Source organism: Rathayibacter sp. PhB179 (assembly GCF_004345345.1).
Taxonomy (GTDB): Bacteria; Actinomycetota; Actinomycetes; order Actinomycetales; family Microbacteriaceae; genus Rathayibacter; species Rathayibacter festucae.
The window spans coordinates 530,603-553,821 of sequence record NZ_SLVD01000001.1; the positions used below are offsets into that span (position 1 = coordinate 530,603).

Consider the following 23,219-nt stretch of genomic DNA (forward strand, 5'->3'; position numbering starts at 1 on the left):
GTCCTCTCTTGCCGGTTCGTGATGATGTGGTGCGCGGTGCCGCGCGCGGGCTCAGTCGTCCGACGACCAGCCGCGGGAGTCGACCGCGATGATGCGGTCGCTGCAGCGCCAGGCGTTCGCCATGATCGTCAGCGCCGGGTTGATGCCGGTCGCCGTCGGGAAGAAGCTCGCGTCGAAGACGTAGAGGTTCGGCACCTCGTGCGAGCGGCACCAGCGGTCGACGACGGAGGTGGCGGGGTCGTTCCCCATCCGCACCGTGCCGAGCTCGTGCGAGGTGTTGCCGGTGATGCGCTCCATGTTCACGGGCACGACCTTCGCGGCACCGGCCGCCTCGAGGATCTCGCCGTTCTTCGCGACCTGCCACTTCTCCTGCGCGAAGTCGTTCGGGTGCGGGGTGTGGGTGATCCGGGCGACCGGGAGGCCCCAGGCGTCCTTCACCGTCGGGTCGAGGTCGACCCGGTTGCTCTCGCGCGGGAGGTCGTGCAGGAGGATCCCGATCTTCATCGAGTGGTTGAACAGCTCCCGGTCCGCGTCCTTGGCGGCTTGGCCCCAGCTCGGGCGGCCGGGGAAGCTCCAGTTGACGGGGTGGCCGATCATCGAGGGGAAGATCAGCGAGCCGAGGATGTGGCCGCGGCTGGCGTCGGTCTCGTAGAAGTCGAACGAGCACAGGCTCATGTAGTGGCCGGCCCAGCCGTAGAGCGGGTCGCTCACCTCCCGGTCGAAGAGCCCGACGGAGAACGAGTACTGGTGGAAGGTGGCGTTCCTCCCCACCTGACCGCTGCCGTTCGCGAGCCCGTCGGGGAACAGCGCGGACTTCGACATCAGCAGCAGACGCGGCGTCTCGATGCCGCCGCCGGCGACGATCACCGCCTTCGCCTTCTGCACGAACTCGTTGCCGTCCTCGTCCTGGTAGCGCACGCCGGTGGCCCGGCCGTCCGGGCCGACCAGGATCTCGCTGACGTAGCAGTCGGGACGCAGATCGTAGAGGCCGGTCGCGACGGCGTCCGGGATGAAGTTGATCAGCGTGGACGACTTGCCGGTGCCCGGGTCCGGGTACTGCTGCCAGAACCCGTTCTCGCTGAACGGCTGCCGGCCGCGGTAGGGCTCGGTGACCATGCCCTGCGGCATCGGGAAGGTCGAGTGGCCGAGCCGGTCCATCGCCGTGGCGAAGGTGCGGCCGATCTGGCTGAGCGGCGAGGGCTTGGTGGGGTAGCCCTTCGAGCGGCGGCCCTCCCAGCGGTTCGCGCCGGCGAGGCCGGAGGTCCCGAACTCCCACTCCACCCGGGTGTAGTACGGCTCGAGCTCGTCGTAGCTGATCGGCCAGTCGACCAGGCTCGCGCCCTCGACGTCGCCGTGCAGCGAGCGGAGCTTGAAGTCGGACTCGGTCATGCGCGGGACCATGCCGCCCCAGTGCGTGGTGCCGCCGCCGACGACCTGCGGGGTGGCGGAGAAGTTGGTGACGACCGCCTCCTCGCTCTCGTTCTGGCGGTACGTGCGGGGCTTGAGCTTCGGGTCCTGCCAGATGAAGTTGCGGTTGAGGTACTTCAGCTCGTCTCCGGAGGCGTGCTCGGGCTTCAGCCAGGGGCCGCGCTCGAGGCCGACGACGCGCAGCCCGGCCTCGGTGAGGACCTTCGCGGCGGTCGCGCCGCCCGCTCCGGCGCCGACGATGACGACGTCCACGGGCTCGGGGTTCTTGATGCTGGTCATGCGGGTGTTCCTTTCGTGTCGAGGACCGCGCGGGCCGGGGACCGCGGGATCACTTCTCGAGGCCGTCGCGGCCGACCGCGGCGAGCGGGAGCAGGGCGTCCCAGAGCTCCTGCGGGATCGGGGTCTCGGCGAGGTCGAGGGTCTGCTGGATCCGGTCGGGCTCGGACATGCCGACGATGGTCGAGGCGACGCGCGGGTCGCGGGTGGAGAACTGCAGCGCGGCGGCCGCGAGCGGCACGCCGAAGTCGGCGCAGAGCCGCTCCATCTCGAGCACGCGCGCGAGGGTGCGATCGCCGACGGGCGCGTAGCAGTAGCGCGGGACGGCGCGCGGGCCCTTCACGAGCATGCCGCCGCCGAAGGGCGCGGCGTTGACGAACGCGACGCCGCGCTCGTGCGCGTCCTCGATCAGCGGCACCGCGGTCTGCTCGACGAGGGTGTAGCGGTTGTGGCTGATCACGGCGTCGAAGGCGCCGGTGGCGAGGTACTGCAGCTCGAGATCGATCGGTCCGCCGGCGACGCCGAGGTAGCGGATGACGCCCTCGTCGCGCAGCCGGAGCAGCGCCTCGAGCGGGCCGCCGGGAGCGGTCCCCTCCTCGAAGGTGATCTTCTCGGGGTCGTGCAGGTAGACGAGCGGCAGGACGTCGAGGCCGAGGCGCTCCCGGCTCTCCTCCACGGAGCGGCGCACGCGGTCGCCCGAGAAGTCGCTCGAGCCCGGCAGCGGGTCGACCTTCGTCGCGACGACGACGCCGTCAGGGACTCCGCCGTTCTCGCGGATCGCGGAGCCGATGCGGCGCTCGCTGTCGCCGCCGCCGTACTCGTTCGAGGTGTCGATGAAGGTGAAGGGCCCCTCGAAGACGCGGCGGATCGTCGCGACGGCGACGTCGGTGCTCACCTCGTAGCCGTACTGGGCGGGGAAGCTGCCGAGCGCGCTGGTGCCGACGCAGACGCTCGAGACGGCGAGGTCGGTGCGGCCGAACGCGCGCACGGCGGCTCCGGTGCTGTCGATGGTCATGGTGGTTCCTTCTCTCGAGAGGCCTGGTCAGGCGGGTGGTCGATGGCTGGAGCGGGGCGCCGCGGTGCTGGCGCGCGGCACGAGGTCGGCGCCCACGGCGGGGATGGTGACGTGCTGGACGTCGTCGGCGCCCATCAGGGCGAGGATGCGGTCGACGGCGAGGCGGCCGACCGCCTCGAAGTCGAAGCGGACGGTGCTGAGGCCGGGGCGGAAGTAGCGCGCCTCGGGGATGTCGTCGAAGCCGACGACGCTGACGTCGGCGGGGACCCGGAGGCCCGCGTCGGCGAACGCGGCGAGCAGGCCGAGCGCCATCTGGTCGTTCGCGGCGTAGACCGCCGTGAGGTCGGGGTCGGCCGCCAGCTCGGCGCCGGCGCGGTAGCCGGAGCAGGTGGACCAGTCGCCGGCGAGAGCGGGGCGCAGCACCCGGCCGGCCGTGCCGAGCGCCGAGGTCCAGCCGCGGATCCGCGCCTCGGTGGCCAGCCAGCCGGCGGGTCCGGCGAGGTGGTGCACCGTGCGGTGGCCGAGCCCCAGCAGGTGCTCGGTCGCCAGCCGCGCCCCCGCCTCCTCGTCCGTCACGACGGTCGAGCCGGAGGGGACGCCGCCCGGCTCGAAGGCGACCAGCGGCACCGCCGCGTCGAAGCCCTGGACGGCGTGCACCGCCGAGGTCAGCGGCGCGAGGACCACGATCCCGTCGACGAGATCGGCGACGAGGTGATCGAGTGCGGAGCGCATGCTCGAGCGGTCGACCGCTCCGAGCGTGACCAGGTTGGTGGCGTAGCCGGAGCGGCGGGCCTCGTCCGCGATGCCGGTGAGGGCGACGGACGGACCGTACTGCGCCAGGCCGAAGCTGACGATGCCGATGTTCATCGACCGCCGGTTGGCGAGGGCCCGCGCGGCCGGATTCGGGCGGTAGCGCAGCTGGGCGATCGCCCGCTCCACCCGCTCGCGGACATCGGCGGCCACGTTGTCCGAGCCGTTGACGACGCGGGACACCGTCTGCTGCGAGACCCCGGCCAGGCGCGCGACGTCGACCATCCGCGCCCCGCGGGCGCCTCCCGGCCCCGCCGCGCCCCTGGCCACGCGGGTCAGGCCGTCCGGGCGGCGCGGCGGCGGGGGGCGTGCTTCCCGACGAACGCGCCGATCCTGGCGACTCCGCCGGCGCTGGAGAGGAAGACCGCGAGGATGATCACCCCGCCCTTGATCACCAGCTGGGGCTCGGACGAGATCCCGACCAGATTCATGATGTTGATGATCGTCGCGAGGACGAACACCCCGATCACGGCGCTGATCGGATCGCCCTTGCCGCCCATCAGGGAGGCGCCGCCCACGACCACCGCCGCGATGGCGTCCAGCTCGTAGCCGACTCCGATCAGCGAGGAGCCCTGCCGGAGCTGCGCGGCGGCGATGAGCCCGGCGAGCCCGGCCAGGAGTCCCGACAGCGTGTAGGTGATGATCAGGTTGCGGGCGACGGGCAGGCCCGACAGTCTCGCCGCCTCCGGGTTGCCGCCGATCGCGTAGAGCGAGCGGCCGAACGTGGTGAAGCGGGCGACGAGTCCGGCGAGGATCGCGACGACCACGAAGATCAGCACGGGGCTGCGGACCCCGAGCACCTCGGCGCGGGAGAACTCGTCGATGAAGCGCTCGTCCAGGATCTGGATCAGGCTCGTCGACTGGATGATGTAGCTGAAGCCCTTGATCGCGCTCATCGTCGCGAGGGTCGCGATGAACGGCGGGATGCGCAGCCAGACGATCAGCAGGCCGTTGATCAGACCCGCTCCGGCGCAGCACAGCAGGGTGACCGCGGCCGAGGCCTCGGCCGACAGCCCGGACTGCAGGGTCAGCGCGACGACGACGGTCGAGAGAGCCAGCGTGGAGCCGACGGACAGGTCGATGCCGCCCGTGAGGACCACGAAGAACTGCCCGACCGCGAGGACGGCGACGATCGAGGCCGCCGCGATCACGTTCTCGGCGTTGCGCAGGGTGAGGAAGTCGGCGGAGACGTAGTAGCCCGCGATGATGATCGCGATCAGCACGAGCACGAGGTAGCTCTTGGGCAGGACGCGGCGGGCGAGGGCGCCCGCCGCGGACGTCGGCCGCTGCGTCACCGCCGCGAAGGAGGAGGTGTCCGGTCGCCGCGAGGCGGGCGGCCGGTCGAGGGTGTTCTTCGGCATGGTGTTCTCGTCCTTGAGGTCGTGGGGGCCGGCGGCGCCGGCGGGAGGGAGAGTCGCGGATCGCCCGTCAGGCGAGGCGCTCGAGGAGCGTGGTGCCGCTCGGATCGATGTCGTCGTGGTCGAACTCCGCGACGACGCGGCCGCCGGCCATGACGAGGACGCGGTCGCACATCATCGCCTCGGAGATCTCCGAGCTCGCGAGGATCACGGTGCCGCCGGAGTCGGCGAAAGCGCGCAGGAGCTCGTACATGTCCTCCTTGGCGCCCACGTCGACACCGCGGGTCGGCTCGTCGCAGACCAGCAGCGTGGAGGATCGGACCAGCCAGCGGGCGAGGATGCCCTTCTGCTGCGTGCCGCCGCTCAGGGTCCTCATCGGCTGGTCGACGCCGGAGACCTTCATCCCGAGCCGCTCGATCATCTCGAGCGCGACCCGGCGCTCGCGCCGGATGTCGAGCACCGAGAAGCGGCTGAACATCGGCATGCTCGCGAGGGTGATGTTCGCGGCGACACCGAGCTCGGGCACGAAGCCCTGGGCCTTCCGGTCCTGCGGCAGCAGGCCGATCCCGCGGCGGATCGCGTCCCGCGGCGAGGAGAAGGCCACCTTCTCGCCGGCCACGCGCATCCGACCCGAGGTCGAGCGCCGGGCGCCGGCGAGCAGCCCCGCCAGCTCGGACTGCCCGCTGCCGATCAGACCGGCGATCCCGAGGACCTCGCCGCGGCGCAGCTCGAACGAGACGTCCTCGACGCGGCCCTCCTCGCTCAGCCCGGAGACGGAGAGGAGGACCTCCTCGCCACCGCCGGAGCCCAGCCGCGGACTGCGCTCGCCGCGCAGCGCGGCGTCGGCGATCGAGCCCTCGAGGCTCTTGCCGATCATCGCGGTGACGACGTCGGCCGGCGTGCTGCCCGCCGTGGTCATGCTCGCCGCGGCGACCCCGTCGCGCAGGACGGTGACGGAGTCGCAGAGCGAGTAGACCTCGTCCATCCGGTGCGAGATGAAGATCAGCGCGACGCCCTCCTCCGCCAGCCGGCGCAGCACGGTGAAGAGCTTGAGCACGTCCGGGCGCGGCAGGGTCGAGGTCGGCTCGTCGAGCAGCAGGACCCGCGCGTTCTTGCGCAGGGCCTTGGCGAGCTCCACCGCCTGCTGCTCGGCGACCGAGAAGCGGGAGACCGGCAGCCGGACGTCCAGGTCGAAGCCGACCCGGGCGAGGGCGGTGCGCGCCTCGGCGTTCATCCGCGCCCAGTCGACGCGACCGGCCTTCAGCGGCAGCTGGCCGAGGAAGATGTTCTCGGCCACGGTCAGCGACGGCACGAGGCTGAGCTCCTGGTAGATGGTGTGGATGCCGGCGGCCTGCGCCTCGGCCGGGTCCCGGAAGCGCTGCACGACCCCGCCGAGGGTGATCGTGCCCGCGTCCGGGGCCTCCGCACCGGAGAGCATCTTGACGAGGGTCGACTTGCCCGCGCCGTTCTGGCCGGCCAGGGCGTGGATGCTGCCGCGGCGGACCGCGAAGCTGACGCCCTTCAGCGCCTGGACGCCGGGGTAGGACTTGGTGACGCCCTCCAGGACCAGCTCGACCGGTCGCTCGTCGACGACGGCGGCGGTGCTCACTCGTCGTCCTTGGCGCGGACGTAGGTGTCCTCGGGGATGAGGTAGTCCGCGGCGTTCTCCGGCGTGACGACCGTCGTGTCGATGTAGAGCGTCTTGTCGGGGCAGGCCTCGGTGTCGCCGTTGTAGGCGGCCACCGCCATCCGGACGGCCTCGGCGCCCTGGTCCCACGGCTGGTTCGACGCGGTCGCGATCAGCGGCCCGGTGGGGTCGTCGACCATCTGCTGGACCGACACCATCCCGCCGTCGTAGCTCGCGAGCAGGACGTCCGGACCCCAGAGCCCGGCCTGCTGCAGCCCCTGGACGACGCCGCCGTTCATCACGTCGCTCATGCTGTAGACGACGTTGAGGTCGGGGTTGGCCGTCGCCGCGTCGCGGATCGGGTCGAGTGCCTTGTCGGGCTTCCACTCGCCGTACTTCGTGTCGAGGTAGGTCACCTCCGTGTCGGGGTGCTCCGCCATGACGGCGTCGAAGCCCTCCTTGAAGCCGTTGAAGCGGAGGTCGCTGAGCACGTCGCCGGGGAAGCCGCCGATGCCGAGGATCTTGACCGCGCCGCCGTCGAAGCGCGCGAGCGCCTGGTTCGCGGCCTCGGTGCCGGCGAGCGAGCCGGTGTACTCCTGGTCCTCCGCGACGTAGCAGAACATGTCGGGCACGAGGGACGCGTCGAGGCTCGAGTTGACGGTGACCAGCGGGATGCCGGCGTCCGCCAGCGAGGCGACGGACGGCCCGACGCCGATCGGGTCGTTCGGGTTCATGACGACGACGTCGACGTTCTTGGTCTCGAGGGTCTGGACGTCGGAGTTCTGCCGGACGGTGTCGCCGTTCGCGTCGAGGAGCTGGATGGTCGCGCCGAGCTTCTCGGCCTCGGCCTGGCCGCCCTCGACGAGGGTCTTCCACCAGTCGCTGCCGCTGATGCCGCGCTGGCTCCAGCCGATGACGAGGCCCTGGCCGGTCGCCTTGTCCGCCGACGACTCGTCGGTGCCGGCCCGGCAGCCGCTGAGGGCGAAGGCCGCCGCGACGAGGAGGGTGGTGCCGACGAGCAGGCGGCGCCGGATGCGGGTGTTCTCGGACATGATCATGCGTTCCACTTCTTCGTGAGGGTGATCGGGGTCGTGCGGGGGGGGTCGTGCAGGGGGGTCGTGGGAGGAGGGAGGGGCGTGCGGGGGAGGTCGTGGGAGGAGGGGGCCGGGCCGCGGGGAGGGCGGCCCGGCCCGGCAGGGGCAGGGGCAGAGGGCCTGCGGCCGGCGCCTAGAGCGCCGAGTCCTGCAGCTGGAGCGTCTCCTCGTCGGCCTGCAGCTCGCTCGCCGCGGGAGTGTCGATCGCGGTGAAGACACCGCGCTCGATCAGCAGATCGATGTTGCGCTGACGCGTCGCGCGCTCGCGGGCGAGCCAGCCGGCCTCCGGCGGCGCCTCGAGGTACTGGTTCTTCGGGTAGATCGGCTTCGCGTAGATCGCCGCGTACTGCTCGGTGCGCAGATCCTTGAAGCCGTTGAAGACGCCGTTGGACTGGCGGGCGCGGCGCAGGGCGTCGATGTCGATGACCGTGCTGACGAAGCTGTCGCCGGGGGTGAGCCCCTCCTGCTTCACGATGACCGTGCCCTTGTGGTCGACGATCATCGACTGGCCGCCGAAGAGGTCGTTGAGCACGCCGTCCGGGCCGAGCTCGGGGCCGAGGTTCGGGGCGACCACGATCGCGTTGTTGAACATCGCGTGAGCGCGGTTCTGGACCTCCCACAACCCGTTCATCGTCTGCGGCTCGATCAGGGTGGCGCGGATGATGACCTCGGCGCCGTTCATCGCCAGACCGCGGGCGATCTCGGGGTAGGCCCCCTCGTGGCAGATGACGTAGCCGATGTTGCCGATGTCCGGCGTCTTCGCGACGGGGTAGATCGCCTCGAGCGCGTCGCCGCCGCCCTTCTTCTCCACCCACTCGTCCCAGAGGTCGTGCGGGTTGGTGGTGCCGAGGGTGCCGCCCTCGAAGCCGTCGCTGGTCGCCTTCGCGCGACGGTAGACGACCTCGCCGGCCGGGTCGATCATGAACGCGACATTGAAGTAGCGGCCGGGGAAGTCGTCGTCGGCGACGAGGTAGAGCTCGCCGGCGATGTAGGTGCCGAGCTCGCGGGCGGCCTTCGCCAGCTCGTCGGTCTCGGGGCCCGGGATGGTCCGGGCGAACTTCTTCTCGGCCTCGCGGTCGCCCGCCTTGAAGGCCATGTGCATGCCCTGGATCGCCATCTCGGGGATCACGACGAGCTTCACGGGGTAGCCCTCGGTCGAGGCGATGCCGACGGCGGTGCGCATGAATCCGATGATCCGCTTGGTGTTGCGGACCGCGTCCTCCGGCTCGACGATCGGGATCTGCAGGGGCGAGAGGGCAACGACGGTGTACGGCTCAGTCACGTCAACTCCTTTGTTGTGGGGTGGGATGAAGCAATGTTAGCGCACTATCAGCACGGCGCAATAGGCACGCCACTGCTGGTTCGCGTGATTGTTAGCGCACTACTGCGTTCATCGAGCTACCTGCGGCGTGCGGCTGCGGGGCGCAGGTCACCTCGGGCATGTCGAACCGCGCACGCACTTCGTCGAGCTGGGGACGCTCATGCTGATCGAGTAGCCCGCGGAGCGGGCGTATCGAGATCCGCCGGTGCCGGAACGGGAGTCTGCAGACCCGCCCTGCTGACGTCGGTGGGTCTCGATACGCCCCTTCGGGGCTACTCGACCAGCATGGGAGGAACCGCCGCCGCGTTCTTTCGCCCACCGCCCTGCGGGGCTGCTCGACCAGCGTGCGGGGCTACGCGCACCAGTCGCGGGAGACGCCGTTGACGCTGCGGGAGGTGTCGCCGGTGCCGAGGTCGACGAGGACGGTGGAGGTGGCGCTGAAGCCGGGGACGTCGGGGTAGTCGTCGGGGACGCCCTCGGCGGAGACGGCCTCGACGGCGGCGAACTGGCCGTTGGGCGAGAGGCAGACGCCGCGGATCCGGCCGGTCGGCGAGGTGCGGAAGACCTCGGTCGTGCCGCTCGCGTCGACGCGGACGACGGAGTACTGGGCGGTGCCGGACTCGGGCGAGTAGTCGGCCTCGAGCTCGAGGTAGCTGTCGGAGTCCAAAAGCAGCAGCTGCACCGGCGAGGTGGTCGGGCCGACGTCGGCGGGCGGCAGCGCGAGGGTCTCGACGGAGCCGTCGGCGAGGTCGATCACGGAGCCGGAGTCGGGGTCGGCGACGACCAGCCGGTTGGCGCCGGGGACGAAGCCGCGCAGCTCGGCGTGCTGGCCGAGCGGGCTGATGGTGCCGGGGGTCAGCAGGTCGACGAGCAGCACGGTGTCGTCGAGCGAGTGGGTGACCACGGAGGTGGTGCCGGGCACGAACATCCAGTCGGTCGCGCGCAGCGGGCCGCCGTCGATGCCGGTGATCGGCACGGCCTCCGCCTTCTGGTCGGTGAGGTCGTAGGCGTAGAGCGCGCGGTCGAGCGGGCCGGTGGGCGCGGAGCCGGTGAAGGTCCAGCCGAGCACGCCCTTCTCGGGCGAGGCGTGCAGCTCGCGGACGACGCCGGGGCCGGGCAGCGGGATGACGCCCTCCGAGCCGGTGTCGAGAGTCAGCGTGCGGATGAGGGTCGTGTCGTCGGGCTCGAGCGTCACGACGACGAGCACCGGGCCGACGACGGCGTAGTCCTGGATCCGGTCCGCCGTGTAGAGGACGCGGGTGTCGCCGCCGGAGAGCGGGCGCACCCGGATCGCGTCGGGCTGGGCGGGATCGGCGGCGGTGCGGTCGAGGGTGTAGAGGTCGGGGTCCTTGGTGGTGAAGGCGGCGGAGAGGTCGGACTCGGCGCCGGTCGCGGTGCCCTGCGCGCCGTCGATGGCGATCTCGTACTCGGTGGCGTAGCGGAGGGTGTCGTCGAAGGTGACGGTGAGCACGCCGCCCTCGAGCTCGGCGGTGTGCGGGGTCTCCGGAGTGACGCGCACCCGGTCGAGGGCGTCGGGCTCGATCGCCTGGTCGAGGTGCACGCGGGCGCGGCCGCCGTCGCGCTCGACGACGCCCGAGGTGCTGACCTCGAGCGAGGCGACGCGCGGGCCCTTGGCGATCGTGGCGGCGGTGAGGCCGCCGACGGCGAGGACGAGGACGGCGGTGACGCTCCAGAAGACGCGGGAGAACGCGCGCTCAGTAGACATAGGGCATCGCCGGCTCGTCGATCGGCGTCACGACGTCGGGCTCGAGGACGACCGCCTCGGCGCTGGTGACGCTCGGGTTCGCGCCGAAGCCGCCGGTCACCTCCAGCCACTCGCCCTCGGTGTAGGTGTCGGCCCAGCCCGGCTGGTGGATCGGCACGCCGACCGGCTGCGCGTCGACGGCGCAGCAGGTGACGATGAAGCGGGCGACGTAGAAGACGTTCTCGGGGTCGCTCGCGTCGGGGGTGACGAAGCCGCTGACCGTCGCGGTGCGGCCGGCCAGGAACTGCTCGCTCGCCCCCTGGCGCAGGAGCGTCGCCCAGTCGCGGACGGTGAAGGACGCGGTGTCGCCGGTGGGCGCCTGCGCGGTGACCGAGGCGTCGACCGCGCTGGTGTTGACCTCGCGCTGGGTCGCGGTCGAGGCGGTCAGCGCGGCGGGCGGCACGACGAGCAGCGCGACGGCGGCGCAGGCGATCACCGCGAGGCTCCCGAGCGCGGCGAGGCCGGCCCGCCAGCGCCGGCGCGGGGCGTGCACGTGGAGGTGGTCCTCCGCGTGCCCGTCGTCCTCCTCCGCCCCCGGAACGATCGCGAACGCGCAGATCAGCAGCACCGCCGCGACGGCGGCGAGGATCACCGAGAACTCGAAGTAGCGCGGGTGGATGTAGAGGCCGAGGCGGCCGGTCGCCGCGAGCCAGAGCGTCGAGACGACGCCGATCAGGCTGAGGACGACGCCCTTCCAGCGGGCCAGCAGTCGCTCAGAGCGCATGGTTCACCGCCAGGCCGAGGACCGCGGCGCAGAGGCCGACCAGCGCGGTGATCCGCACGAGCGTGCGCGCGGAGAAGGTGGTGCGCAGCAGCGCGAGCATCTTGATGTCGATCATCGGGCCGAAGACGAGGAAGGCGATGATGCCGCCGGGCAGGAACGTCGAGCCGAAGGAGAGGACGAAGAACGCGTCGACGTTGGAGCAGATGGAGATCACGAAGGCGAGGACCATCAGCGCGAGCACCGACCAGAGCGGGTCGCCGCCGAGGGTGGTCAGCACGTCGCGCGAGACGCCGACCTGGATGAGGCCGGCGATCGCGGCGCCGACGAACAGCGCCGGCAGCATCGCGCCGGTCTCCTCCGCGAAGAGCAGCACGCTGCGGCGGGCCTTGGCGCGGACGGTGCGGGAGGGCCGCTCGCCCGCCTCGCAGGCCGCGCGGAACCGCGGGGTCAGCAGCGCCATCGGGTCGGTGTGCCGGCTGAAGATCCAGCCGACCAGGTTCGCGATCACGAAGCCGCCGACGATGCGCCAGACCAGGATCCCGTCGGCCCAGCCGAAGGCCTGATAGGTCGTGACGATGGTGATCGGATTCACGATCGGCGCCGCGAGCAGGAACGTCATCGACTCGGAGACGGACAGGCCCTTCACGATCAGGCCGCGCGCGAGCGGCACGTTGCCGCACTCGCAGACCGGCAGCAGCACGCCGAGCAGCGAGATCACCAGGCGGCGCGGCAGGGCGCGCTTCGGCAGGATCCTCAGCAGCACCGCCTCCGGCACCCAGAGCTGCACGGCGATCGAGAGCACGATGCCGAGGAAGACGAACGGCAGCGACTCGATGACGACGCTGATCGCCAGGGTGAGGAAGTCGCGGACGGCGTCGGAGAGGACGTCGCCGGCGGCGTCGGGCGAGAGGACGCGGAGGAGCGCGGCGGCCGCGACGAGCGCGAGGCCGAGGCCGATGCGGCGGAGGAGGACAGCGCGGCGGGCGAGGACGGAGCGGTCGCTTCCGGGCGGAGTCGTTCCGCGCTCGGAGGTGGCGGTCGCCCTGTCGATCGTCATCCGGACCATCGTAGGCGGGCGGGTCGCCGCACGACATCAGCTGAGAAGAGGGTCCCTCCCCCCTCAGGGGACGCCCCCTGCTCTCAGCTGATGTTGCGCGCGCCGGGCACCGGACGCCCCGGCAGCCAGCACCGCACGGCGTCGCGGTAGCGCCGGAACTCGGCGCCGAACCGCGCCTCGAGGTCCGCCTCCTCGAGCGGGCGCACCGCGAGATTCCAGACCAGCGCGCCCAGCAGCGCGTAGACCACGACCAGCCAGGAGGACAGCAGCAGCCCGACCGCGACGCCCTGGCCGATCCCCGCGACCGCCATCGGGTTGCGCACCCAGCGGTAGGGGCCGGCGATCACGAGGCGGTTCGTCATCGCGACGGGCAGCGGGGTCCCGTCGCCGAGCAGCGACATCGTCGCCCCCGACCACAGCCCGAGCGCGCTCGCGAGCACGAGCAGCGCGAGCCCGACCGCGCGCAGCGGCTCCGGGAACGCGACGGCGAGCCCCCAGCGCGACTCCAGTGCCGCGACGACCAGCGGGATCACGACGAGCGCGCCGCCCCAGAACACCGCGATCTGCCCGAGCGTCGCCGCGAGGTGCGCGAGCGGCGTCCGGCCGCGGGCGGCGAGCCGGAAGGCGAACGGCCCGGAGGCGAGCCAGCGCGTCGGGATGCGCCCGAGCGTCAGCAGGCAGAGCGCCGCGACCGAGCCGCCGGACGCGGCGAGCATCAGGAGGACGCCCCGGCCGGCCTCGCCGGTGACCGTCGCGACGACGGCGAGCGCGACGGTGACGAGCAGGGTCCAGACGGTCGCGGTCCACGCCGCCCAGCGGAGTCCGAGCGCCGCGAGGGCGGAGGCGCCGACGAAGAGCGGCAGGTCGAGCACGGCGACCGGCACCGGATCGAGCGGGCCGAGTGTCGCCAGCCGCACCGCCGGGACGAGAGCGACCGCCAGCCACCAGGCCGCCCCGCCGAGCGCCTGCACGGCGAAGTAGGCGCGCCCCCACCGCACGGCCGCCCCTCGATGCATGGCAGCAGAGTACGGCAGCGCGGCGGCGGGGTACGCGGGTGCAGGATGAGCGCATGACCCTCCTCCGCGTCCGGATGCGCCCGCGCGCCGTCGACGAGCCGCACCGGGTGTCGTCGCCGCTCGAGCTGCTCGTGGACCTGACCTTCGTCGTCGCGATCGCGCAGATCGCCGCGCAGCTCGCGCACGCGACGGAGGAGGGGCACCTCGGCGAGACGGTCCTCCCCTTCGCGATGGTGTTCTTCGCGATCTGGTGGGCCTGGATGAACTTCACCTGGTTCGCCTCCGGCTACGACACCGACGACGTGCCCTACCGGCTGCTCACGCTCGCGCAGATGGGCGGGGTGCTCGTGCTCGCGGCCGGCGTGCCGACGGCGTTCGAGGAGGGCGACTTCACGGCGATCACCGTCGGCTACGCGATCATGCGGTTCGCGCTGGTCAGCCAGTGGCTGCGGGTCGCGGTGTCGAATCCGGAGCAGCGGGTCTCGGCGCTGCGCAGCGCGGGCGGGTTCTCGCTCGTGCAGGTCGGCTGGCTGCTGCGGCTCCTGCTGCCGGAGCCGCTGCTTCTGCCCGAGAGAGGCGGAGTGGTGAGCTTCGTCGTGCTGGCGGCGCTCGAGCTGGCGGTGCCGCTGTGGGCGCTGCGGGCGGGCGAGTCGAGCTGGCATCCGCACCACATCGCCGAGCGCTACGGGCTGTTCACGATCATCCTGCTCGGCGAGGGCGTGCTCGCGGCCGTGACCGGGGTGCAGCAGGCGGTGACGGAGTCGGGGGTGAGCCTCTCACTCGTGATCGTGGCGGCCTGCGCGCTGGTCATCGTCTTCGCGCTGTGGTGGCTGTCCTTCCTGCACCCGTCGGGTGAGCTGCTCGAGCGGCGGCGCGACCTCTCCTTCCGCTGGGGGTACGCGCACTTCGTGATCTTCGCGGCGCTCGGCGGCCTGGGCGCCGGCCTCGAGTCGGCGGTCGCGGCGACGGCCGGGCACCTGGAGGCGAGCGACACCGTGATCGGCGCCGCGGTCGCCGTGCCGGTCGCCGCCTTCCTGGTGATGCTGTGGGCCGTGCACCTGCCGCTCGCCGAGGGCCGCCCGCTCCGCGCCGCCCTCGTCCTGCCCGCCGCCCTCGCGGTGCTGGCGACCCCCCTCCTGGCCGCGCCCCTCGGCGTCGCCGCCGCCCTGACGGCGATCGCCCTCCTCTGCGCCGCCCTGGTGGCCACCGCCCTGACGCCCGCGCGGGTCTGACCCCCGCCGCGAGATGCCACTTGTGCACGCGACACGCCGTGAAAGGCGTGCACAAGTGGCATCTCGATGGCCGGAGAACGACGTCGACCCCGGATGTTCATCCACCCCCTCTAGGGTGACGTCACTCAGGACCGGTCCGCCGGCGATGGACCGGATCCGGTTGCCGCGATCCCGCGAGGGGTGCCGGCCGGCAGTCGCCTCGCCCGTTCGCGGTCGCTCCCCCGAGGCCGCACGACCGCGGCTGGAGTCAGCATGGCGCACCCCCTCACCCCCACGCAGCACCTCCCCTTCGCGCACGGCGGCGGCGCCGTCGTCGGGATGCTCTCGACCTTCCCGCCGACCCGCTGCGGCCTCGCCACCTTCGCCCAGTCGCTCGGCGACGCGCTGGCCGCGGAGCACGGCGCGACGATCCGCACCGTCCGGGTGATGGACGAGCTCGCCGTCCCCGGCTCGGCCGTCGGCCGGACCGTGGTGGCCGAGCTCGTCGCGGGTGACCCGGCGAGCATCGCGCACGCCGCGACGGAGCTCAGCCGCAGCGACGTCGCCGTGATCCAGCACGAGTACGGCATCTACGGCGGCCCGGACGGCGACGAGGTCCTCGCGCTGATGGAGCGGCTCACGGTCCCCGCGATCGTCGTGCTGCACACCGTCCTCGAGACGCCCAGCGACTCCCAGCGCTCGGTGCTGGAGCGGGTCGCCGACCTCGCCGACGCGGTCGTGGTGATGACGGCCGTCGCCGCCGAGATCCTCGAGCGCCGCTACTCCGTCGACACCCGCAAGGTCGGCGTCATCGCCCACGGCGTGCCGGTCTGGACGGGCGGCGCCGAGCGCACCGCGCCGCGCGCCGACTCCGGCGATACTCCGCAGATCATCACCTGGGGCCTGATCGGCCCCGGCAAGGGCATCGAGTGGGGGATCCGCGCCACGGCGCTCCTCCGCGACGCCGGCGTCGACGCCCGCTACACGGTGTTCGGGCAGACGCACCCGAAGGTCGTGGCCTCGCACGGGGAGGCGTACCGCGAGTCGCTCGCCGCGCTCGTCGCCGAGCTCGGTCTCGGCGACCGGGTCGTCCTCGACGGCCGCTACCTCGACCCGGCCCAGCTCGCCGCCGCGGTCGCGGAGGCGGACGCGGTCCTGCTCCCCTACGACTCCCGCAACCAGGTCACCTCCGGCGTGCTGGTGGAGGCGCTCGCCGCGGGGCGCCCCGTCGTCGCGACCGCGTTCCCGCACGCGCTCGAGCTGCTGACCGCGCCGCGCGGCCGCACCGTCGCGCACGAGGACCCGGCGGCGATGGCCGACGCGCTGCGGGAGGTGCTCGCCGGGGCCGCGGGGGCCGCGTCCGACGCCACGGGGCCGTCCACCACGGGGCTGCCCTCGTCGGGGCTGCCCTCGGAGGCGCTGTCCTGGCCCGCCGCGGCCGGCCGCTACCTGGACCTGGTCGAGCGCCTCCGGGTGGAGCGCGCGGCGTGACCTCCCGAGCGGACGGCACGGCGCCGGTCCTCTCGACCGCACTCCCCTACTCCCACCTCGACGCGCTCACCGACGCGGGCGGGCTCTTCGAGCACGCGCTGCTCGACGTGCCGCGGCGCGAGCACGGCTACTGCGTCGACGACGTGGCGCGCGCGCTGATCGTGGTGGCGCAGGAGCCGGAGCAGTCCGAGGTGACGCGGCGGCTGACCGAGCAGTACCTGCGGTTCCTCGAGCGCGCGACCGCCGCGGACGGCACTGTGCGCAACCGCGTCTCGGCCGACGGCGACTCCCCGGAGGAGCCGTCGCTCGGCGACTGGTGGGGCCGCGCCGTCTGGGCCGCCGGCATCGTCGCGGCGCGGGCGGAGCTGCCGCTCAGCCGGCACCGCGGGATGCGGCTGTTCCTGCGCCTCGCGGCACGGCGCTCGCCGCACCTGCGCGCGATGACCTCCGCCGTGCTCGGCGCCGTCGAGGTGCTCGAGGCGCATCCCGAGAGCGCCGCCGCCGCGCAGCTCGTCGCCGAGGGCTCGGCGATGCTGCACCACGCGGCCGAGGCCGACTGGCCCTGGCCCGAGCCGCGCCTGCGCTACGCGAACGGCTGTCTCCCGGAGGCGCTGCTCGCGGCCGGCGCGGCGCTCGGCGACCCCGTGCTGCTCACCCGCGGGTTCCATCAGCTGGCGTTCCTGCTCGCGCTCGAGTCCGGCGAGAACGGCCTGTCGGTCTGCGGCGTCGCCGGCCGCGGCCCCGGCGAGACGGGCGCGCTCTTCGACCAGCAGCCGATCGAGGTCGCGGCGCTCGCGGCCGCCTGCGCTCGCGCGCTGACGATCGAGGAGGACCCGCTCTGGCGCGACGGCCTGGCCGCGTGCTGGGCCTGGTTCCGGGGCGTCAACGACTCCGGGACCGTGATGATCGACCCGGTCACCGGCGCCGGCTACGACGGCCTGACGCCGACCGGCCGCAACGAGAACCGGGGTGCGGAGTCGACCATCGCCGCCCTGCACACCTCGCTCGTCGTCCGCCGCGCGGAGCCCGCGCAGGCGGCCGCGGCGTGACGGACCTGCCAGGAATCGCGGGCCTGCGCGTCGGGATGCTCGCTCCCGTCGCCTGGCGCACCCCGCCGCGGCACTACGGACCGTGGGAGCGGGTGGCGAGCCTGCTCACCGAGGGCCTGGTGCGCCGCGGGGTGGACGTGACGCTGTTCGCGACCGGCGACTCCGAGACCGCGGGCCGGCTCTCGAGTGTCGTGCCGCAGGGCTACGCCGAGTCCGGCGCGGACGGCCGCGTCCAGGAGTCGCTGCACATCGCGCACGCGCTCGCCCGCTCGCGCGAGTTCGACCTCGTGCACAACCATCTCGACTGGCTGCCGCTCGCGCTCGCCGCGCAGTGGCCGGTGCCGCTGGTGACGACGGTGCACGGCTTCTCCGGCCCGGGCATCCTGCCCGCGTACCGCGAGGCGCTGCGGCACCCGCTGACCGCGAACCTGGTCTCGATCTCGGAGAGCGACCGCTCGTCCGAGCTCGACTACGTCGCCACGGTGCACCACGGGATCGACCTGTCGGAGCTGCCGTACTCAGCGCAGCCCGGCTCAGACGACCTGGTGGTCCTCGGCCGCATCCACCCCGACAAGGGCACAGCGGAGGCGGTGCGCATCGCCGCCGGCGCGGGCCTGCGCCTCGTGATCGCGGGCATCGTGCAGGACGAGCGCTACTGGCGCGAGGAGGTCGAGCCGCACGTCGACGGCGACCGGGTCGTCTACGCCGGCTCCGTCGGCCCGGCCGAGCGCGCGACGCTGCTCGGCTCGGCGGTCGCGCTGCTGCACCCGATCGGCTTCGACGAGCCGTTCGGCCTCTCGGTGGTCGAGGCGATGGCCTGCGGCACCCCCGTGATCGCGTACCGGCGCGGATCGATGCCCGGGATCGTCGACGAGGGCGTGAGCGGCTTCGTCGTCGACTCGGCGGCGGAGGCGGTCGCCGCGGTGCCGCGCGCCCGCCGGCTCGACCGCGCGCGGGTCCGCGAGACGGCCGTCCGCCGCTTCGCCGTCGAGCGCATGGTCGACGACTACCTCCGCGTGTACGCGCGGGTGCTGGGGCGCTGACCCCCGCGCCCCCCGCGAGATGCCACTTATGACGCGATTCCACGGCGTGTCGAGCTCATAAGTGGCATCTCGCGCGGAGGGTGTCGAGGTGCCTCCGATCGCGATCCGCCCCTACGCCGAGTCCGACGCCGCCGGAACCCTGGCCGTCTTCCTCGCCGCCGTCACCGAGACGGCCGCCGCCGACTACTCCCCCGAGCAGATCCGCGCCTGGGCCGGCGAGCGCGACGTGCCGACCTGGCACGCCGCGATGCTGACGCGGAACGCCTTCGTCGCGATCATCGACGGCGAGCTCGCCGGCTTCTCGGACGTCAGCGCCGACGGGTACATCGACATGATGTTCGTCGCCCCGCGCTTCCTCCGCCGCGGCGTCGCGACCCGCCTGCTCGCCGAGGCGGAGTCGCAGGCACGGGACGCGCCGGAGCTGTCGGCGGACGTGAGCATCACCGCGCGCCCCTTCTTCGAGCACCACGGCTTCGTCGCGGTCGCCGAGCAGTACCCGGTGCGCGCGGGCGTGGAGCTGGTGAACTGGCGGATGGTGAAGCGGCGCGGGTGAAGCGCGGCGCGGATCAGGCGCCACCGGACTGCGGTCGGACATCGACGCGTCTATCGTCCGTCCATGCGAGTGGGCGTCTACATCGATGGGTTCAACCTCTACTACGGAGCGCGCCGGATCTGCGGCCGCGGCACGACGGGGTGGCGCTGGCTCGACCTTCGCGCGCTCGCCGCGAGCCTCCTCACCGGTCCCGGCACGGGATGGGGTGCGGTATCGAGCACGCGCATCGTCTTCTGCACCGCACGCGTCAGCGGGGCCTCTCATCCGCAGGGGCAACGCGATCAGGACACCTACCTCCGTGCACTGCAGCGGCATGGATCCATCGACGTCCTCGCTCTCGGGAGCTACGTCTCGCGGGTAGCGACCGCTCCACTCGCGACGCCGGACCGACGCGGGCGACCGGTCCTCAGCACCCCCTCCTGGCCGCTGATGATCAGGGACCGGGACGGAGCCGACGCCCCGGGAGCCACCTTCATGGCCTCGATCGCCCGACGGGAGGAGAAGGGATCCGACGTGAACGTCGCCTTGCACCTCCTGATCGATGTGCTGGAACGCTCGGTCGACGCCGCCGTCGTCATCAGCAACGACAGCGATCTCGAGTTCCCCATCCGCGAAGCGCGTCGTCGAGTGCCGGTCGGGGTGGTCAACCCCACTCCCGCCTACCGCGCCGGCGCGCTCGCGGGAGAACCCGGCGAGGGTGCGGGCGGTCACTGGTGGTACGAGCTGACCGACCACGACCTTCGGAGTTCGCAGCTTCCCGAGCGGATCGACAGGCTCTCCCGACCAGACGGTTGGTGACAATCCGGCGCCACGTCGCCGCCCGCAGGCGGCGTTCGGCTATGCTTTTCGAATACCACCCGGCCCCTCTGGGGCCGGGTTTTCTCTTTGTCCCGAGCGGAGGACGCCGGGTCAGACCGTCTCGGGCGCCCGCAGCGTCGGCGGCACCAGGCCCTCGGCCGCCAGCAGCCGGGCCGCGCCGAGGGTCGCGAGGTCGTCGCCGTGCGCGCCGATCAGCTGCGCGGCCAGCGGCAGGCCGGACGTCGCGCCGAGACCGATCGGGAGCACCGTCGACGGGCCCATGGCGAGGTTCGCCAGGCAGCTCCAGCGGCCGATCGCCCGGCGGTCGGCCTCGGCGAGCGGGAACGCGGGCGCCGCGAACGGCACCACCGGCGCGAGCACGACGTCCACGCCGGCGATGGCCCGCTCCCACTCCGCGCGCAGCCGCAGCTGCTCGTCCCAGTCGGCCCACACCTGCGCCACAGGGGCGCCCGGGCCGCCGGGGTAGCTGATCTCGTGCAGGACCAGCCGGTCGAAGAGCGCCTCGGCCTCCGCGGTGCCGAGCACGGACGGCCCGAGATCGACCACCGTCACCCCGGCATCGCGCAGCCGGTCGGCGAGGCCGGCGAGCGCCGACGTCGTCTCGTCGTCGACCGGTGCGCTCTCCTCCGCGAGCCACAGCCCGACGGTCAGCTCGCTCAGCCGGGAGAACCGCGGCTCGGGCAGCGCGAGCCGCCACGGGCCGGAGGAGACCGACCCGGCGAGCACCGCGAAGAGCGCCGCGGTGTCGTCGGCGCTCCGGGCGATCGGCCCGGCGGCGGACGCGGAGGGCTCGAGCCGGGTGCCGACCGGCCAGGGCAGGTGCCCGCGCTTGGAGATCACTCCGCTGCTCGGCCGGTGCCCGCAGACGCCGTTCCAGGCGGCCGGCACGCGGATCGACCCGGTCAGGTCGCTGCCGAGGTCGCCCCAGGACAGGCCGGACGCGACCGCGGCGGCGGACCCGCCGGAGGAGCCGCCCGCCGTCAGCTGCGCGCCCCACGGATTGACCGCCCGGCCGTGCAGCGCGCTCGCGGTGTCGAACGAGTCGAGGAACGGCGGCACCGCCGTCTTGCCGAGGATGACGGCGTCGGCGGCCCGCAGCGCGGCGACTGACGGGGCGTCCGCGACGGAGCGGTGCACGCTCTCGGCGGTGCCGACGCTGCCGTGGAGCCCGGCGACGTCGAACGAGTCCTTGACCGTGAGCGGGACGCCCGCGAGCGCCCCGAGCGGCTCGCCCCGCCGGCGGCGCTCGTCGACCGAGGCGGCGGCGCGGAGGACCGCCTCCTCGTCCCACGCCACGACGGTGCCCGACTGCGCGGCGACCGCGGCGAGCCGATCGGCGGCGACCTCGACGGCCGACACTGCCCCGACGGCGAGCGCGGCGCGCAGCTCGGCGATGCTCCCGACGCTCACGCCCCGGTGCTCACGACCGCTGCCCGCTTCAGCAGGTGCCCCGCCGCCGCGTCCGCCGCGAGCCGGGCGACGCACGCCTCGAAGTCGCCGAGGACGACGGTGCTCGACGAGGACAGCATCAGGTTGAACGGCGCGCCGAAGTTCTCGACGGTGAAGCCGTCCGCGTCGGTGAAGCCGCCCGCGCCGTCGGGGGTGACCGGTCCGAAGAAGTCGCGGGTGCGCTCGACCGCGGTCGCCCCGTCGGAGGCGTAGACGTAGCTGGCCTTGCCGCGCGCCACCGCGTAGCCGACCTCGAAGCAGGTGCCCGCGTCGGGGTCCGGCCCCCGGAAGTGGTTGAGGTTGGCGAGGATCGCGTCGGCGCGCTCGATCATCGCGATGTTGTTCGCGTAGATCAGATCGGCGAGCGCCTCGCCCTCGAGCGCGGGCCCCTGGTCGGCGTCGGCCTGATCGGCGTCGGCGCCCTTGTCCAGCGGCGAGATCGGCTCGAGCCCGTAGCGGCGGCAGGTGGCGCGCATCCGCTCGGCGAGGGCCGGCCCGTCGGGTGCGAAGACCTCGAAGCCGGCGAGGTAGACGCCGACAGTGGGCGTGGCGGGGGTGGTCATGGCGGGGGTGGTCATGGCGGTGCCTCTTCCGTGATCGCGACAGCAGGATCGGGAATGTCGCGATGACGAGGAGCCCCGCCTGTCGTTTTTCCCGTGCCCGTCGACACTATGCGGCGGCGGATCACCGACTCGTTTCGCCAGGTTTCGGGCGCGTAAACCTTCCGTCGTCGGTTCGTCGGGGCGCGCAGGGGCCGCATAGGGTCCTTCGGAGACGGTCCCCCTGATCCGTCGCCCGCGGCCGCCCCGCCGCCGCCGCCCCGCCCGAGGAGTCCCGCCGTGCCCGAGTCCACGCCCCTGCACCGCCTCAGCGGTGCCTGGCGTCTGGGCACCTGGCGGCTCTCGAACTCGCGCGCGCCCGCCGCGGGCTGAGCCGGCACCACCCCTCCTCCGCGCACCGACGGCTCCGTCGTGCGCGCTCCCGACCGCGCCCTGCCGCGGTCCGTCGCGGACGCCTCCAGCGCGCCCGCACCTCCTCTCGAGCGCTCCGCGCTCCCCTCCCCGTGAAGGTCGTCATGCCCGCACCCCTGCTCCGCCGCGCTCCCCGCGCCGCCCTCGCCCTCCTCGCCGGCGCCTGCACCGTCGGCCTCCTCGCCGGCTGCGCCGGCTCCGACAGCTCCGCGTCCGAGGGCGGCGGCACCCAGGCCGCCACCCTCCAGCTGGGCTGGATCGCCAACGTCGAGAACATGGGCCCGTTCATCGGCGAGCGCGACGGCGACTACGCCGACGCCGGTGTCGACATCACGATCACGCCTGGCGGCCCGAGCACGACCGTCGAGCCGCTGGTCGCCAGCGGCAAGGCGCTCGTCGGCCTCTCCTCCGCCGACGTCGTCGCCCGTGCCCGCAACGAGGGCGCGCCGCTGGTCATCGTCGGCGCGACTCTCCAGGTCAACCCGATGAGCATCATGTCGCTCGCCTCGTCGCCCGTGAACACGCTCGACGACCTGGTCGGCTCGCGCCTGTGCATCCAGACCTCGGGCGTCTCGATCATGGACGGCATCCTCACCGCCAACGACATCGAGCCCTCGGATGTCGAGTACGTGACGGCCGACTTCGACCCGTCGCCGCTCGTGGCGGGCGACTGCGACGCCTTCGTCTCCTTCCTCAACAACCAGCCGGTCACCCTCAAGCTGCAGGGCATCGACACCGTCGCCTTCCCGCTGAGCGACTACGGCTACGAGGCGTGGGGCAACGTGCTCTTCACCACGGAGGAGGCGCTCGCCGACGAGACGCAGCGCGCCGCCGTGAAGGCCGTCGTCGAGGGCACCATCGCCGGCTGGACCACCGCGCTCGCCGATCCCGACGACGCGGCCGCCTACGTCGTCGACGGACCCGGCACGAGCCAGAACCTCGACCTCGAGCAGCAGAAGCTCGCCGCGGAGGCGTTCGTCCCGCTCGTTCAGACCGCCGAGACCGAGCAGAACGGCCTCCTCACGATGAGCCCCGAGGGCATCGCCGCGAACATCGCGACCCTCGAGGGCCAGGGCGTCGAGGGCGACCTCGACTCGCTCTTCGACACCTCGATCCTCGACGAGATCCACGCCGGCTGACGC

General features: G+C 73.1%; 20 protein-coding genes. 7 read left to right on the forward strand and 13 right to left on the reverse strand.

Annotation, left to right across the window (positions count from 1 at the left end; all coding sequences use genetic code 11):
* Window positions 1-51: 51 nt before the first annotated feature.
* From EDF43_RS02445 to EDF43_RS02500, 11 genes are all read right to left on the reverse strand, one after another.
* Window positions 52-1,707: a GMC family oxidoreductase gene (locus tag EDF43_RS02445; RefSeq protein WP_123734627.1), complete on the reverse strand. Its 1,656-nt coding sequence runs from the start codon at window positions 1,705-1,707 to the stop codon at window positions 52-54.
* Window positions 1,708-1,756: 49 nt separating this feature from the next.
* Window positions 1,757-2,719 (reverse strand): aldo/keto reductase, encoded by a 963-nt coding sequence (locus EDF43_RS02450; RefSeq protein WP_123734626.1) that lies wholly within the window; start codon window positions 2,717-2,719, stop codon window positions 1,757-1,759.
* Window positions 2,720-2,746: 27 nt separating this feature from the next.
* Window positions 2,747-3,754, reverse strand: coding sequence for a LacI family DNA-binding transcriptional regulator (locus EDF43_RS02455; protein WP_123734625.1), 1,008 nt, complete (start codon window positions 3,752-3,754; stop codon window positions 2,747-2,749).
* A 50-nt stretch (window positions 3,755-3,804) separates the two neighbouring features.
* Window positions 3,805-4,890, reverse strand: a complete 1,086-nt coding sequence (locus EDF43_RS02460; protein WP_132435242.1) for an ABC transporter permease — start codon at window positions 4,888-4,890, stop codon at window positions 3,805-3,807.
* 67 nt (window positions 4,891-4,957) lie between these two features.
* Window positions 4,958-6,496, reverse strand: coding sequence for a sugar ABC transporter ATP-binding protein (locus EDF43_RS02465; protein WP_132435244.1), 1,539 nt, complete (start codon window positions 6,494-6,496; stop codon window positions 4,958-4,960).
* Complete coding sequence (locus tag EDF43_RS02470; protein ID WP_243646208.1) at window positions 6,493-7,572, reverse strand: substrate-binding domain-containing protein; 1,080 nt, start codon at window positions 7,570-7,572, stop codon at window positions 6,493-6,495. The genes EDF43_RS02465 and EDF43_RS02470 overlap by 4 nt, the downstream gene beginning before the upstream one ends.
* A gap of 169 nt (window positions 7,573-7,741) precedes the next feature.
* Window positions 7,742-8,890, reverse strand: a complete 1,149-nt coding sequence (locus EDF43_RS02480) for a nitrilase-related carbon-nitrogen hydrolase (protein ID WP_132435246.1) — start codon at window positions 8,888-8,890, stop codon at window positions 7,742-7,744.
* A gap of 391 nt (window positions 8,891-9,281) precedes the next feature.
* Window positions 9,282-10,655 carry a hypothetical protein gene (locus EDF43_RS21645; protein WP_165908985.1) on the reverse strand — a complete coding sequence of 458 codons (1,374 nt, stop codon included), beginning with the start codon at window positions 10,653-10,655 and terminating at the stop codon, window positions 9,282-9,284.
* On the reverse strand, window positions 10,645-11,418 hold the full coding sequence (locus EDF43_RS02490; RefSeq protein WP_132435248.1) for a TIGR03943 family protein: 774 nt from the start codon (window positions 11,416-11,418) through the stop codon (window positions 10,645-10,647). Before EDF43_RS02490 ends, EDF43_RS21645 begins: the two co-directional genes overlap by 11 nt.
* A complete protein-coding gene (locus EDF43_RS02495) occupies window positions 11,408-12,475 on the reverse strand; it encodes a permease (RefSeq protein ID WP_132435250.1) in 1,068 nt (355 codons plus the stop codon). The genes EDF43_RS02490 and EDF43_RS02495 overlap by 11 nt, the downstream gene beginning before the upstream one ends.
* Before the next feature lie 83 nt (window positions 12,476-12,558).
* Entirely contained in the window at window positions 12,559-13,491 is a 933-nt protein-coding gene (locus EDF43_RS02500) for an isoprenylcysteine carboxylmethyltransferase family protein (protein ID WP_132435251.1), read from the reverse strand.
* Between the two features lie 53 nt (window positions 13,492-13,544).
* On the opposite strand from EDF43_RS02500, the gene EDF43_RS02505 reads away from it, so the two are divergent.
* From EDF43_RS02505 to EDF43_RS22565, 6 genes are all read left to right on the forward strand, one after another.
* Window positions 13,545-14,723 (forward strand): low temperature requirement protein A, encoded by a 1,179-nt coding sequence (locus EDF43_RS02505; RefSeq protein WP_132435253.1) that lies wholly within the window; start codon window positions 13,545-13,547, stop codon window positions 14,721-14,723.
* Between the two features lie 252 nt (window positions 14,724-14,975).
* Complete coding sequence (locus EDF43_RS02510) at window positions 14,976-16,193, forward strand: glycosyltransferase (RefSeq protein WP_132435255.1); 1,218 nt, start codon at window positions 14,976-14,978, stop codon at window positions 16,191-16,193.
* Entirely contained in the window at window positions 16,190-17,242 is a 1,053-nt protein-coding gene (locus tag EDF43_RS02515; protein WP_132435257.1) for a glycosyltransferase, read from the forward strand. The genes EDF43_RS02510 and EDF43_RS02515 overlap by 4 nt, the downstream gene beginning before the upstream one ends.
* Window positions 17,239-18,285 (forward strand): glycosyltransferase family 4 protein, encoded by a 1,047-nt coding sequence (locus EDF43_RS02520; protein WP_243646209.1) that lies wholly within the window; start codon window positions 17,239-17,241, stop codon window positions 18,283-18,285. The genes EDF43_RS02515 and EDF43_RS02520 overlap by 4 nt, the downstream gene beginning before the upstream one ends.
* An 88-nt stretch (window positions 18,286-18,373) precedes the next feature.
* The gene (locus EDF43_RS02525; RefSeq protein WP_123734616.1) at window positions 18,374-18,838 is read left to right on the forward strand and encodes a GNAT family N-acetyltransferase; all 465 of its coding nucleotides are present in this window, start codon (window positions 18,374-18,376) and stop codon (window positions 18,836-18,838) included.
* A 474-nt stretch (window positions 18,839-19,312) separates the two neighbouring features.
* Entirely contained in the window at window positions 19,313-19,636 is a 324-nt protein-coding gene (locus EDF43_RS22565) for an NYN domain-containing protein (protein WP_347812533.1), read from the forward strand.
* A 111-nt stretch (window positions 19,637-19,747) separates the two neighbouring features.
* On the opposite strand, the gene EDF43_RS02535 is transcribed toward EDF43_RS22565, so the two are convergent.
* A complete protein-coding gene (locus tag EDF43_RS02535) occupies window positions 19,748-21,067 on the reverse strand; it encodes an amidase family protein (RefSeq protein WP_165908986.1) in 1,320 nt (439 codons plus the stop codon).
* The gene (locus EDF43_RS02540) at window positions 21,064-21,684 is read right to left on the reverse strand and encodes a nucleoside 2-deoxyribosyltransferase (RefSeq protein WP_207901607.1); all 621 of its coding nucleotides are present in this window, start codon (window positions 21,682-21,684) and stop codon (window positions 21,064-21,066) included. Before EDF43_RS02540 ends, EDF43_RS02535 begins: the two co-directional genes overlap by 4 nt.
* A gap of 497 nt (window positions 21,685-22,181) precedes the next feature.
* On the opposite strand from EDF43_RS02540, the gene EDF43_RS02545 reads away from it, so the two are divergent.
* Window positions 22,182-23,216 (forward strand): ABC transporter substrate-binding protein, encoded by a 1,035-nt coding sequence (locus EDF43_RS02545; RefSeq protein ID WP_132435263.1) that lies wholly within the window; start codon window positions 22,182-22,184, stop codon window positions 23,214-23,216.
* The last annotated feature ends 3 nt before the right edge of the window (window positions 23,217-23,219 follow it).

What these genes read in the sequence shown, in the direction of transcription:
- EDF43_RS21645 (WP_165908985.1), bottom strand. Translation starts at nt 10,655, where the DNA reads ATGTCTACTGAGCGCGCGTTCTCCCGCGTCTTCTGGAGCGTCACCGCC.
- EDF43_RS02490 (WP_132435248.1), bottom strand. Translation starts at nt 11,418, where the DNA reads ATGCGCTCTGAGCGACTGCTGGCCCGCTGGAAGGGCGTCGTCCTCAGC.
- EDF43_RS02505 (WP_132435253.1), top strand. Translation starts at nt 13,545, where the DNA reads ATGACCCTCCTCCGCGTCCGGATGCGCCCGCGCGCCGTCGACGAGCCG.
- EDF43_RS02470 (WP_243646208.1), bottom strand. Translation starts at nt 7,572, where the DNA reads ATGATCATGTCCGAGAACACCCGCATCCGGCGCCGCCTGCTCGTCGGC.
- EDF43_RS02500 (WP_132435251.1), bottom strand. Translation starts at nt 13,491, where the DNA reads ATGCATCGAGGGGCGGCCGTGCGGTGGGGGCGCGCCTACTTCGCCGTG.
- EDF43_RS02460 (WP_132435242.1), bottom strand. Translation starts at nt 4,890, where the DNA reads ATGCCGAAGAACACCCTCGACCGGCCGCCCGCCTCGCGGCGACCGGAC.
- EDF43_RS02510 (WP_132435255.1), top strand. Translation starts at nt 14,976, where the DNA reads ATGGCGCACCCCCTCACCCCCACGCAGCACCTCCCCTTCGCGCACGGC.
- EDF43_RS02495 (WP_132435250.1), bottom strand. Translation starts at nt 12,475, where the DNA reads ATGACGATCGACAGGGCGACCGCCACCTCCGAGCGCGGAACGACTCCG.
- EDF43_RS02450 (WP_123734626.1), bottom strand. Translation starts at nt 2,719, where the DNA reads ATGACCATCGACAGCACCGGAGCCGCCGTGCGCGCGTTCGGCCGCACC.
- EDF43_RS02545 (WP_132435263.1), top strand. Translation starts at nt 22,182, where the DNA reads ATGCCCGCACCCCTGCTCCGCCGCGCTCCCCGCGCCGCCCTCGCCCTC.
- EDF43_RS02540 (WP_207901607.1), bottom strand. Translation starts at nt 21,684, where the DNA reads ATGACCACCCCCGCCATGACCACCCCCGCCACGCCCACTGTCGGCGTC.
- EDF43_RS02445 (WP_123734627.1), bottom strand. Translation starts at nt 1,707, where the DNA reads ATGACCAGCATCAAGAACCCCGAGCCCGTGGACGTCGTCATCGTCGGC.
- EDF43_RS22565 (WP_347812533.1), top strand. Translation starts at nt 19,313, where the DNA reads ATGGCCTCGATCGCCCGACGGGAGGAGAAGGGATCCGACGTGAACGTC.
- EDF43_RS02455 (WP_123734625.1), bottom strand. Translation starts at nt 3,754, where the DNA reads ATGGTCGACGTCGCGCGCCTGGCCGGGGTCTCGCAGCAGACGGTGTCC.